Annotated in this window: 9 protein-coding genes; 5 read left to right on the forward strand and 4 right to left on the reverse strand. The window is 45.9% G+C overall.

Features of this window, described 5'->3' with window-relative positions:
* Window positions 1-129: 129 nt before the first annotated feature.
* The 3 genes from rpsA to sohB all read right to left on the reverse strand — a co-directional run bounded on the left by rpsA (window position 130) and on the right by sohB (window position 3,863).
* Window positions 130-1,800, reverse strand: a complete 1,671-nt coding sequence (gene rpsA / locus VER99_RS09285) for a 30S ribosomal protein S1 (RefSeq protein ID WP_014232467.1) — start codon at window positions 1,798-1,800, stop codon at window positions 130-132.
* A gap of 110 nt (window positions 1,801-1,910) precedes the next feature.
* Window positions 1,911-2,591, reverse strand: coding sequence for a (d)CMP kinase (gene cmk / locus VER99_RS09290; RefSeq protein ID WP_014232468.1), 681 nt, complete (start codon window positions 2,589-2,591; stop codon window positions 1,911-1,913).
* Window positions 2,592-2,801: 210 nt separating this feature from the next.
* Complete coding sequence (sohB, locus tag VER99_RS09295) at window positions 2,802-3,863, reverse strand: protease SohB (RefSeq protein ID WP_020335618.1); 1,062 nt, start codon at window positions 3,861-3,863, stop codon at window positions 2,802-2,804.
* A gap of 255 nt (window positions 3,864-4,118) precedes the next feature.
* Between sohB and VER99_RS09300 the strand changes: the two genes are divergently transcribed.
* From VER99_RS09300 to VER99_RS09315, 4 genes are all read left to right on the forward strand, one after another.
* Entirely contained in the window at window positions 4,119-4,865 is a 747-nt protein-coding gene (locus VER99_RS09300; RefSeq protein ID WP_020335619.1) for a YciK family oxidoreductase, read from the forward strand.
* 130 nt (window positions 4,866-4,995) lie between these two features.
* On the forward strand, window positions 4,996-5,688 hold the full coding sequence (gene imuA / locus VER99_RS09305) for a translesion DNA synthesis-associated protein ImuA (RefSeq protein WP_020335620.1): 693 nt from the start codon (window positions 4,996-4,998) through the stop codon (window positions 5,686-5,688).
* 7 nt (window positions 5,689-5,695) lie between these two features.
* Window positions 5,696-7,099, forward strand: a complete 1,404-nt coding sequence (locus tag VER99_RS09310) for a Y-family DNA polymerase (RefSeq protein WP_020335621.1) — start codon at window positions 5,696-5,698, stop codon at window positions 7,097-7,099.
* Between the two features lie 6 nt (window positions 7,100-7,105).
* Window positions 7,106-10,180, forward strand: a complete 3,075-nt coding sequence (locus tag VER99_RS09315; protein WP_020335622.1) for an error-prone DNA polymerase — start codon at window positions 7,106-7,108, stop codon at window positions 10,178-10,180.
* A 97-nt stretch (window positions 10,181-10,277) separates the two neighbouring features.
* On the opposite strand, the gene mlc is transcribed toward VER99_RS09315, so the two are convergent.
* Window positions 10,278-11,495 (reverse strand): sugar metabolism global transcriptional regulator Mlc, encoded by a 1,218-nt coding sequence (mlc, locus tag VER99_RS09320; protein ID WP_014232474.1) that lies wholly within the window; start codon window positions 11,493-11,495, stop codon window positions 10,278-10,280.
* A 360-nt stretch (window positions 11,496-11,855) separates the two neighbouring features.
* Between mlc and pyk the strand changes: the two genes are divergently transcribed.
* A complete protein-coding gene (pyk, locus tag VER99_RS09325) occupies window positions 11,856-13,298 on the forward strand; it encodes a pyruvate kinase (protein ID WP_020335623.1) in 1,443 nt (480 codons plus the stop codon).
* The last annotated feature ends 32 nt before the right edge of the window (window positions 13,299-13,330 follow it).

Raw genomic sequence — 13,330 nt, forward strand, 5'->3', positions numbered from 1 at the left:
TTTTACGCAAAGTATGCATTGAAGAAATGTCTTTTATTAAGATAGTTTACCGATATTAGTATTACTACTTTTATTGCAATAAATATAAAAAAGGAGCCTTGCGGCTCCTTTTTTGCTTAAGCGAGTATATTATTCGCCTTTAGCTGCTTTGAAAGCGTCAGCCATTGCGTTACCGAATGCATTGTCATCTTGCTTGTTGATAGATGCCATTGCTTCTTGCTCTTCAGCTTCGTCTTTAGCTTTGATAGATAGGTTGATTACGCGGTTCTTACGGTCTACACCTGTGAACTTAGCTTCAACAACATCACCAGCGCTTAGGATTAGAGAAGCATCTTCTACGCGATCGCGAGATACTTCAGAAGCACGGATGTAACCTTCAACGCCTTCTGCGATTTCAACAGTAGCACCTTTAGCGTCAACAGCAGTTACAGTAGCGTTAACTAGAGTACCTTTCTTGTTGTCTGCAACGTAAGCATTGAATGGGTCGTTTTCCATTTGCTTAACGCCTAGAGAGATACGCTCACGCTCTGCGTCTACTGCTAGAACAACTGCAGAGATCTCGTCGCCTTTCTTGTACTCACGTACAGCTTCTTCGCCAGCAACATTCCAAGAAATGTCAGATAGGTGAACTAGACCGTCGATGCCGCCTTCTAGACCGATGAAGATACCGAAGTCAGTGATAGACTTGATCTTACCAGTAACTTTGTCGCCTTTAGCTTGTGCTTCAGCGAATGACTGCCATGGGTTAGCTTTACACTGTTTCAGACCTAGAGAGATACGACGACGCTCTTCGTCGATTTCAAGAACCATAACCTCAACTTCGTCGCCAACATTAACAACTTTAGATGGGTGGATGTTCTTGTTAGTCCAATCCATTTCTGAAACGTGAACTAGACCTTCAACGCCTTCTTCGATTTCAACGAAGCAGCCGTAGTCAGTTAGGTTAGTTACGCGACCAGTTAGTTTGTGACCTTCTGGGTAACGCTTAGCGATTGCTACCCATGGATCTTCGCCTAGTTGCTTAAGACCTAGTGATACGCGAGTACGCTCACGGTCGAACTTAAGAACTTTAACTTGGATCTCGTCACCAACGTTAACGATTTCAGATGGGTGCTTAACGCGCTTCCAAGCCATATCTGTGATATGTAGAAGACCGTCAACGCCACCTAGGTCAACGAACGCACCGTAGTCAGTAAGGTTCTTAACGATACCTTTAACTTCAGAACCTTCTTGTAGAGTTTCTAGAAGCTCGTCACGCTCAACGCTGTTCTCAGATTCGATAACTGCACGACGTGAAACAACTACGTTGTTACGTTTTTGGTCAAGTTTGATAACTTTGAACTCTAGCTCTTTGTTTTCTAGGTGAGCAGTGTCGCGGATTGGACGTACGTCTACTAGTGAGCCAGGAAGGAAAGCACGGATACCGTTTAGTTCAACAGTGAAACCGCCTTTAACTTTACCGTTGATGATACCAACAACAGTTTCAGCTTCTTCGTAAGCTTTCTCAAGTACGATCCAAGCTTCGTGACGCTTAGCTTTCTCACGAGAAAGTTGAGTTTCACCGAAACCATCTTCAACAGCGTCTAGAGCTACGTCTACTTCAGCACCAACTTCAACTTCAAGTTCGCCAGCAGCGTTCTTGAACTGTTCAGCAGGGATAGCAGATTCAGACTTAAGACCAGCGTCAACAAGAACGAAACCGTTCTCGATAGCTACTACAGTACCTTTAACGATGCTGCCTTGTTGGAATTCTGTTTCGTTTAGAAACTCTTCAAAGAGTTGAGCAAAAGATTCAGTCATTTATTTAATCTTCAATAAATTAAACGTCCACGGGTATCCTACCGCATGGGGTTATTAAATTCGCCAGTCATCATCCTTGCGACCAACGCTCTTAGCCTAGTTGAGTATCGTTACTCAACTCGCTTCGATTCGATATATTGTAGTGCCTTTTCTACCACTTCGTCGATAGTCATCGACGTAGAATCTAGCACAAGCGCATCCTTTGCAGGGCGTAGTGGCGCCACTGGGCGGTTACGATCGCGATCGTCACGCTCTTGGATCTCGCTTAAAAGGTCAGCAAATCTAACATCTAACCCTTTATCTTGCAACTGTTTAAGGCGTCTATTTGCACGCTCTTCTGCGCTCGCATCAAGGAAAATTTTCGCTTGTGCTTGTGGGAATACAACGGTTCCCATATCACGGCCATCAGCAACCAAACCTGGTGCCGTTTCAAAGGCACGCTGACGACGCAATAATGCTTCACGAACACGTGGTAGCGCAGCGACTTTAGATGCAGCCATACCCGTTTCTTCTTTACGAAGCTCACCGGAGACATCTTCGCCTTCTAAGATAACCTTAACCAAGTCACCTTCAGCGATAAATTGAACATCTAGGTGTGTAGCCAATGGGACAAGTGCGTCCTCAGACTCAGTATCAACACCATGGTGAATAGCAGCCAGTGCAAGTACTCGATAAATCGCGCCAGAGTCTAAGAGTTGGAAACCCAACTTTTTCGCCAGCAACATACACAAAGTGCCTTTACCTGCACCACTCGGTCCATCTACGGTTACAACCGGAGTTTGAGAGGACATGTTCTTCTCCACCTTTTATTTCTTTTAGCAAATTGCTCGGTTTTCGAGGCGCGCATTATAAGGGAAATTGCCCTTTCGGGCGAGGAAAAATGTCATTCCATGCATCACACTGCATGAGCAGCCTGATTTATAAGTAAATTTAAAAACTCAAATAAAAATGGCGAGAGCTCTCACCCTCGCCATGTTCAAATTGGATATCAGTTTTCGTGATTACACGATTGGCTTTTGACCACGCTCAGCCAATTTTAAGATAACACTGTCTGCCACTTTGCTCGCAACACCCGCTAGCTTATCAGCCAGTTTTTTCTTCGGTACGTAGTGAACGGCTAAGACTGTCTTGTCTTTGCATGCCGCAACAACGAGATCATCAGACGTGCAGATTTCATCGACCAGCCCACGCTCTTTTGCCTGAGTACCAAACCAGTGTTCGCCAGTCGCTACTTTCTCTAGCTCTAAGCTTGGGCGGCGCTCACGAATGAAGTCTTTGAACAGTACGTGAGTTTCTTCTAGCTCTTGTTTGAATTTATCACGAGCTTTGTCGGTGTTTTCTCCAAACATCGTCAGGGTACGCTTGTACTCACCTGCGGTAAGTTGTTCGTACTCGATATCATGCTTCTTCAATAACTTATTGAAGTTTGGAATTTGTGCGATCACGCCAATTGAGCCAACAATTGCAAATGGTGCAGAGACAATTTTATCTGCCACACACGCCATCATATAACCACCACTTGCCGCAACTTTATCCACGGCGATAGTTAATGGCAAACCAGCGGCTTTAATGCGATCAAGCTGAGAAGATGCCAAGCCGTAGCCGTGGACCATGCCACCACCTGACTCTAAACGCAGTAAGATTTCATCGCCTTCACGAGCCACAGCCAAAATGGCGGTGATCTCTTCACGTAATGAATTCACTTCTTTCGCATCAATGCTACCTTTGAAGTCAAGAACAAACAGGTGTGGTTCGCGCTTGCTATCTAGCTCACCTTCTTTACTGGCTTGTTTGATCTCTTTCTCGCGGGATTTGTTCTTTTCTTTTTCTTCTTTCTTGATGGCTTTGTCACGAGCCTTGAGGAAAGCGTCATCGTGTAAATGATGCTCTAATTGCTCAACAGACTGTTTATGCTGCTCAGAAAGGTTGGTGATCTCAAGTTCACCTTTTGCAGCACCTGATTTACCACCTACCGATTTAACCAGGATTAGAATGACAATGATCGCAGCGACGACTGTGACAATCTTGGCCAAGAATAAACCGTAATCTAATAAAAATTCCAATGAGAGCTCCTTTATCTCACTCCAGAGAATATGTTGCTATGCTACACCGAAAAATCAGAGAGAAGGCAACGTGGTTTGTAACCACTTGTTCTGATTGATAGCATACCTAACCAACGTTCTGGAATTGGTATAACACATGAATTGGTGTATTGTAACCATCTTGTCACGATTACCAAGATTTTCCATTAAGAAAGCGGCGTAATTTGCGCCAATTAACTATCATGGACCCTCTTACAATAATAAGGATTAAACACCGTGGACTACTCCGTTTCAGCAGATGCCTTAAAAGATAAAGTCATTCTTGTTACTGGCGCAGGTAATGGCATTGGCCGTCAAGCCGCACTTTCATACGCAAAGCACGGTGCAACGGTGATTTTATTGGGCAGAAACGTTCAAAACCTTGAATCCATTTACGATGAAATCGAAGCAGCGGGTTACCCGCAAGCTGCCATTATCCCTCTTGATTTAAAAGGGGCGACAAAACAGAACTACATCGATATGGCAGAGACAATCGAAGGCCAGTTTGGCCGCCTTGATGGCCTGTTGCACAACGCAGGGGTTCTGAGCACACTTTGTCCATTTGAACAAATCAAAGAAGATGACTTCGATGACATCATGCAAATTAACGTGAAAGCCGAAGTTCTGATGACTCAGGCGCTGCTACCTGTGATGCGTAAAGCTGAAGCGGGTCGTATTGTCTTTACCTCTTCTACTGTTGGTCACTCTGGTCGTGCTTTCTGGGGTCCATACGCGATCTCTAAGTTCGCAGTAGAAGGCATGATGCAAACGCTGGCTGATGAGCTAAGTGATACAACAATGCGTGTTAATGCCATCAACCCAGGTGCCACACGTACTCGCATGCGTGAAAAAGCATACCCGGGTGAAGATTCTAACAAACTAAAAACACCACAAGATCTGATGCCACTGTACCTGCATCTGATGGATCCGAGTGTGACTGACGTGAATGGCCAGTGTATCGACGCGCAACCAAAGCGTAAGTGATTCCGTTCTCACTCCTTCACATAACTGATTGAAAAGGCAGCCAACGCTGCCTTTTTTATTTTTCTCGCCACAAAAATCTTGCTACTTTTCACCACAGAAATATACTGTACATACATACAGGTATTTAATTATGCAAGATATTATTCAGCACTTAAAAAGCCAACACCTTGTTTGGCAGGCAAATTTAACCAAAGCGGACTCACATCAGTTCCTCAACAGCTCTGCTTTTCCTGAGCTGGACGCTCTACTGGGCGGAGGTTTTCCACCTCACGGCGTGATCGAAATGGAGTCTGTGGGCAGTGTCGGTGAATTGCGTTTATTAGCGCCTTATTTGAAATCATCGCTAACTAAAGGCGTTACTGCGTTTATTCAACCGCCAGCGTTAATGAATCCACTCTTTCTGCACAGTATCGGCTTGGATATCAATCAAGTCTGGGTCATCACACCGGAGCATCAGCGTGATGCACTCTGGGCTGCGGAGCAGTGTCTAAAAAGTAGTGTGTGTAGCAATGTATTATTGTGGCAAGACGAGCTTGAAATCCATCAAGTCAAACGTCTACAGGTCGCCAGTGAGCAGGGCTCTTGCCCTCTGTTTATGTTGAAGCCAATCCGAGCAAACCGTCTATCCCTGCCTGTCTCACTCAGCCTCAAAGTACAAGGGAGTGAGCAAGGCGTAAGCGTTGAGGTATTAAAACGTAAAGGTGGCTGGAGCAAAGGTCAGGTCGAGATTAACTACCAGCATCATTACCCACAACTGGTCATGCCGCTTAAGACTCATACTCCATCGACAGTCGTAAATTTCCCGATGTTAAATCAAGGGTAATAACAACATGTCTTTATGGATCTACTTACACTTCCCTCGTCTGCAATTGGACACACTTTTTAGTGGCAACCAAGAACAGCCTGTAGTGATAGTCGAAAGCCAGCGTTGTCGCATCATTCAATACAACGATGTTGCTGAGCAGCAAGGCATCAAGCTAAATATGGGATTGGGCAGCGCTGCGTCTTTATGTCGAGACTTACAAGTCCACCCTCACCATCCCCAAACTGAACTGAAGAAATTGCAGGAGGTTGCCCAGTGGCTATATCTGATCACGTCTGATGTGGTTCTGATGCCAAATCAGGGGCTCCTGCTACGCGCAACACCCATGCTCAGCCTCTATGATGGGTTGCAAAACTACTGGCACAAAGTCTCCGCCCACCTCGCCACACTAAAACTGAGTGTGCAGTTTGGCTGTGGGTTTTCTCCATTATCAGCCAAACTCATGGCACTGTCTGGAAGTAACCAGTTGATTGAAGACAAAGCGTCTATTCAACAATCACTCTCCTCTTTGCCACTCACACTGACAGATTTATCCACTGTGACGGTGGATAAATTGCAGCGTGTTGGCGTAAGTACTTTACAAGACCTGCTTGAGTTACCGCTGCAGGATATCGCTCGCCGTTTTGATATTGATTTAGTGAACTATGTAGGTCGTCTGACTGGCCAATTTAAACACCCTGTCGATTTTTATCATCCAACAGAATCATTCAGGGTGTATTTGGAGTTGCTGTTTGAGCTAGAAAATGTTCAGTGGATTGAGAAGCCCTTGGCCAAACTGCTGAAGCAACTCGAAACCTTTCTAAAATTAAGAGACAAAGTTGCTTTTGAGCTTTGCTTAACGCTCCACCAGCGAGATAAACACACACAGTCGGTGCCGCTTACCTCAGCACAAGGCGACTACTTATGCCACCGCTGGCAACAACTCGCCAGTTTGAGCCTGGAGTCTCTGGCACTCAATGGCCCTGTGATTGGCCTGACTTTACAGGTCATTCGCCAAGGTGAACCAATCAGCAGCGCTTGCGACCTCTTTGCGGGGCAGAAAGGCCAAATGCATCCGTTAGAGCTGCTCTCTTTGTTGCAAGCAAAAATGGGAAAACACTCCGTACTCAAGCCTGATATTGCCTACGACCCAAGGCCAGAAAAAGCCTGCCAATACCGTTCGGCCGATGAACCCGATGTCGCGCTTTCTTCGATTCCTCAGTTGCTGCGTCCGGCAATGCAGTTACCGAGACCAATGCCGCTCCAAGAACAGGTCTCTCTGGTACACGGACCAGAACGAATTGTTTCAGGGTGGTGGGATGGCGATGAAATCATGCGTGATTACTACATTGCACACACCAAGCAAGGTCGCTGGTTATGGGTGTTCCGCGATCAATACAAACATTGGTTTCTTCATGGATTTTTTTGTTAAGTCGTTATGAATTACGCAGAGCTGTTTTGTCAGTCCAATTTCTCTTTTCTTACCGGAGCTTCTCATGCAGAAGAGCTGGTTCTGCAAGCCGCTTTTTACCGCTATCAAGCCATTGCAATCACCGATGAATGTTCCGTCGCAGGTGTTGTAAAAGCCTATTCCACGATCCAGCAACATAAGCTCGATATCAAACAAATCGTAGGAAGTATGTTTTGGCTCAATGATGAATGCCAAGTGGTCTTATTGTGTCCATGCCGTAAAGCTTATGCAGAATTGTGCCGTATCATCACCAACGCAAGACGACGCAGTGAAAAAGGCAGCTATCAACTCTCTGAATGGGATTTGATGTCGATTCGTCACTGTTTTGTTTTATGGCTCCCAACCCACCAAAACAGCGATCATTACTGGGGACGCTGGTTAAACCAACATCATCCAAACCGCTTATGGGTTGCCATCCAGCGTCACCTTGGTGGCGATGATTCGGCATATACCAACCATTGTGAAAAGCTCGCCCATGAACTTCAGTTACCTATCACAGCTTGTGGTGGTGTACTCATGCACTCGGTCGAACGCCTGCCATTACAGCACGTACTTACAGCAGTGAAACACGGTTGCAGCGTCGATAAGCTGGGGTTTGAACGACTATCCAACGCAGAACGTGCACTACGCCCACTAAGCAAAATAGCCCGAGTCTACAAACCAAAATGGCTTGCAGAAAGCCAGCACATCGCTAATTTGTGTGAATTTAAGCTGAGTGACCTGAAATACGAATACCCTGCCGAGCTCATCCCCGACGGTTACACACCCGATTCTTACCTACGTATGCTGGTTGAGCGCGGCAAGAAAAGACGTTTTCCTGAAGGTGTTCCAGAAACTATCCAGCAAACGATCGAGAATGAGCTCGCATTAATCAAAGAGCTAAAATACCACTATTACTTTTTAACTATTCACGACATCGTGATGTTTGCAAAAAAGCAAGGCATTCTCTACCAGGGACGCGGCTCTGCGGCAAACTCAGTCGTGTGCTATTGCCTGGAAATCACCTCCGTGGATCCAAGGCAAATCGCGGTACTATTCGAACGTTTTATCAGCAAAGAACGAGATGAGCCGCCAGATATTGATGTCGATTTTGAGCACGAGCGACGGGAAGAAGTCATTCAATACATCTATAAGAAATATGGTCGTGAGCGAGCAGCTCTGGCTGCAACCGTGATCAGCTATCGCTTCAAAAGTGCAGTCAGAGAAGTCGGTAAAGCTCTGGGGATTGAAGAAACCCAGCTCGACTTTTTCATTAAGAACGTGAATCGCCGCGATCGTAGCCAAGGCTGGCAAGCGCAGATTGTCGAACTCGGATTGCATCCGGAATCACTCAAGGGGCAACAATTTATTCAACTGGTGAACGAGATCATCGGCTTTCCTCGCCACTTGTCTCAACACGTCGGTGGCTTTGTGATTTCTTCCGGACCGCTATACGAGTTAGTTCCGGTGGAAAACGCGGCGATGGAAGATCGTACTATCATACAGTGGGATAAAGATGATTTAGAAAGCTTAAAACTGCTCAAGGTCGATGTGCTCGCATTAGGCATGCTGAATGCGATCAGAAAGTGCTTTCAACTGGTCGAAAAGCACCACCAGCGATCACTGTCCATTGCTGAGATCACCCGACTTCAGGATGATCCCAATGTGTATCGCATGATCCAGAAAGCAGACACCGTCGGGGTATTTCAGATCGAATCCAGGGCACAAATGAGCATGCTCCCTCGCTTAAAGCCCGCCTGTTATTACGACTTGGTGATTCAAATAGCGATTGTACGTCCAGGTCCTATTCAGGGTGATATGGTTCACCCCTTCCTGAAAAGGCGCAATGGTGAAGAACCCGTCAGCTACCCTTCAGAAGCCGTGAAAAGTGTCTTAGAGCGAACCATGGGTGTTCCGATTTTTCAGGAACAGGTCATCAAGCTCGCAATGGTTGCTGCAGGCTTTAGTGGCGGTGAAGCCGACCAACTACGTCGGGCGATGGCTGCCTGGAAAAAGAATGGCGATCTCGCAAAATTCAGACCTAAGCTTATCGATGGTATGCGTGAGCGAGGCTACGATTTAGCATTCGCGGAACGTATCTTTGAGCAAATTTGTGGTTTTGGCGAATACGGCTTCCCGGAAAGTCATTCCGCTTCATTTGCGGTGCTGGCGTATTGTTCGTCATGGCTGAAATACTACTACCCTGCCGAGTTTTATACAGCGCTATTGAACAGTCAACCTATGGGCTTTTACAGCCCTTCTCAATTGGTGCAGGATGCTCGCCGCCATGGCATCGAAGTCTTGCCAGTCTGCGTTAATCTTTCACACTATCAGCACCACCTGATCCAGCGCCCTAACGGTCGGTTAGCCGTGCAGCTTGGCTTTCGCTTAGTCAAAGGGCTCAGTGAAGAGAGCGCGAACCAACTCCTTAAGCGCCGCCCTCAAAACGGCTATCGCTCAATTCAGGAGGTAAAGCAGGTGTTGAGAAGTCGCCGCGATATCGAGCTGTTAGCATCCGCGAATGCGTTACAGATATTATCTGGCAATCGCTACAGTGCTCGTTGGGCAGCCATGGACTCCCTATCAGACCTACCTCTGTTTCAGGATGTACAAGAGCCTGTTGCTGGCTATCAAACCCAACCTTCTGAGTACGAAAACCTGATTGAAGATTATGCCAGTACCGGGCTTTCTCTCAATCGTCATCCGATTACTTTATTGGATCAAGCAGGTAAGCTGCCTCGCTTTACTCGCATGCAGCAGTTAGTCGAGAAAGAACATAAATCACTGGTGACCGTTGTCGGGCTCGTCACCGGACGTCAATCTCCCGGTACCGCTGCGGGTGTTACCTTTATCACTTTAGAAGATGATACCGGGAATATTAATGTCGTGGTTTGGAGTGCGACTGCCCGAGCCCAAAAGCAAGCTTATCTCACATCCAAAGTGATGATGGTAAAAGGAATTTTAGAGAGGGAGGGAGATGTGACACACGTAATCGCAGGCAAACTGATTGATTGCACTCATCACTTAGCGGCGTTACAAAGCAAATCACGAGACTTTCACTAGTGTTTAGGAAGGATACCAACCGCAGTAAATAACAAAAAGGGATGAGAACCCAAGTCTCATCCCTTTAATAGGTCGGTAATAAAGTCAGTAAAAGAGATTAACCCTCTACCACTTTCATCAACAGTTGTCCGTCATACAACGCTTGTTTTACCAGTGCTGCACCCGGCATTGTCGCTTGTTTGTAGAAACGAGACTCTACCAGTTCCAGATCTTGGTGATAAACCGGCAAACTTTGCTCTTCGATACAACGACGAATAGCTGGGTAAAGAATGTCTTTCGCTTGGTTGATGACGCCACCAATCAAGATCTTTTCTGGGTTAAACAGGTTAATCACTATCGCAATCGCAGAACCTAGGTAACGGCCTAGTTTTTCAATCACATCCACAGCAAGGGGATCACCATTAGCGGCTGCTTCACAGATGCTCTCGATACTCATCTCTTCTTGCTCAGCAAGGCTGGACGCCTCACCATCAGCAATCCGTCTGACGACTTCTTCACGAATAGCCTGTGAGCTTGCTACCGTTTCCAAACATCCAATATTGCCACAGTGACAGCGTTTACCATTTGGATCGATTTGAATATGACCTAATTCACCGATATTACCGTGACGGCCTAACAGCACGCGACCGTCGAGAATAATACCGGCACCTAAACCATGGTGAATCGAAATCAGAACTGAGTTTTCATTCTCTTTAGAGTGACCAAACAGTTTCTCCGCTAATGCCCAAGCTCGCGTGTCATTAGCCACAAAGACGGGTAAGCCGGTTGCCTTATATATTTCAGGCCCCAGAGCTAAATTTTCTACGTTGTAATGCGGCATTTGTAACACGATACCTTGCTCTGAGTTAACGAGGCCAGGCAGCGTAATTGCGATACTGGTAACACGATCTAGCTGATCAGCATAGGTTTGAAAAAACTCATCAATTTCATAAAGCAGACGCTCAAGCACATCGTCTTGGTCTAGCTCATGAATTTCGATTTTAGTATCAATTAATACATCGCCGCCGAGCTCATGGAGAGCGATTGTCAAATAACCACGGCCTAAACGCATCGACAGGAACTGCCAACCTTCATTATTAACCTGCAAACCGACAGCGGGACGACCACGACTGGTGGCCTCTTGAACGGTTGTTTCATGAATCAAGTGTGCTTCAATTAATTCTCGAGTGATTTTAGTAATACTTGCGGGTGCAAGCTCACTTTGCTTGGACAAATCAATTCGAGATATTGGACCCTTTAAGTCAATTAGTTTGTATACCCGACCAGCATTGATCTGTTTGATATGATCAATATGGCCCGGTTGAGCCATGTACATTGTGCACTCCAAAATTCTATAACACGGCAATTTTTTTACTTTGCGAACTAATTGTGAAGTGAATTAATAGATCCCCGTGACAAGCATCACGCAGAAACCTGTTTGTTTGTGTATTTAGTCAAATAACGGAAAATTTACACCTGTTAAATTGTGTAAAAAATAACTTAATTTTTTGACCAAATTAGTCATCCACTCCACGCGAGTGGCTATCACTAAAAACATCAAGCGAATCTATGCAGTTGGTTTTTTATAAAGATGGAGAACTTTTTGCTCGTGTTCATCTTAACCAAAGCATTCTGTGCATATACTTAAATACAATTCGAGTTACCTTGTCCCACACTAGCATTCTTCGGAGAATCTATGACATCCAAATTGAGAAGAACAAAAATCGTTACCACACTTGGGCCTTCAACTGATAAAGACAATGTACTTGAGGAGATCATCAAAGCTGGCGCGAACGTTGTGCGGCTGAACTTTTCACACGGTAGCAGCGAAGATCATATTCAACGTGCAAACAAAGTCCGTGCAATTGCCGCAAAACTAGGACGACAGGTTGCTATCTTAGGCGACTTGCAGGGTCCGAAAATCCGCGTATCTACATTCAAAGATGGCAAAGTGATGCTCAAAGTCGGTGACAAATTCACCTTAGATAGCGACTTACCAAAAGGTGAAGGCAGCCAAGAAACTGTCGGTTTAGACTACAAAGAATTGCCACAAGACGTCGCACCTAATGATGTTCTGTTACTCGACGATGGCCGCGTTCAGTTACAAGTCACCAGCGTAGAAGGTAATAAAGTACATACTCGCGTCACGGTTGGTGGTGCCCTGTCAAACAACAAAGGCATTAACAAAAAAGGCGGCGGTTTATCCGCAGAAGCCTTAACGGACAAAGATAAGGCAGACATTCTTACTGCCGCAGAAATCAAAGTCGATTATTTAGCGATTTCTTTCCCACGTAATGGTGAAGATATGCACTATGCGCGACGCTTAGCGCGAGATGCAGGCCTGGAAGCAAAATTGGTCGCCAAAGTAGAGCGCGCCGAAACGGTAGAGAGTAGTGAGTCAATTGACGATATCATTATGGCCTCTGATGTGGTCATGGTCGCTCGCGGAGACTTAGGGGTAGAGATCGGTGACCCAGAGCTTATTGGTGTTCAGAAGAAGCTCATTCGTCGTGCACGCAGCTTAAACCGAATCGTCATTACGGCAACCCAGATGATGGAATCGATGATTACAAGCCCAATGCCTACCCGTGCTGAAGTCATGGACGTGGCAAATGCTGTTTTAGATGGTACCGATGCGGTCATGCTGTCAGGAGAAACCGCGGCAGGTGAATACCCCGTTGAAACCGTTAAATCGATGGCTGAAGTCTGTATGGGCGCAGAGAAAATGTCTGAAGCCAGTCTGTCGACCTATCGCCTTGAACGTTCCTTCGAAACCGCAGAAGAAACCATTGCGATGGCAACCATGTATTCTGCCAACCATATGGAAGGTATTAAGGCAATGATCTCCTTAACCGAGTCTGGCAGAACCGCTTTAATGATGTCTCGTCTGAGCTCAGGATTGCCTATCTTTGCCTTATCAAGAAATGAATCGACACTGAATCGTGCTGCGTTATACCGAGGCGTCACACCAGTCTATTTTAACTCTAAAGGCGATGCAGGATTGCCAACCGCGCAGGATGCGATTAGCTGCTTAAAAGAACAAGGTTTTTTAAACGACGGAGATTTGGTCATCATTACTCAAGGTGACGTAATGGATGTCGTTGGTTCAACCAACTGTATGCGTATTATGCCGGCATAATATATCTGTACAAAAATCTAGGGCTCCAATTG

The organism is Vibrio natriegens NBRC 15636 = ATCC 14048 = DSM 759, assembly GCF_035621455.1.
GTDB classification, from domain to species: domain Bacteria; phylum Pseudomonadota; class Gammaproteobacteria; order Enterobacterales; family Vibrionaceae; genus Vibrio; species Vibrio natriegens.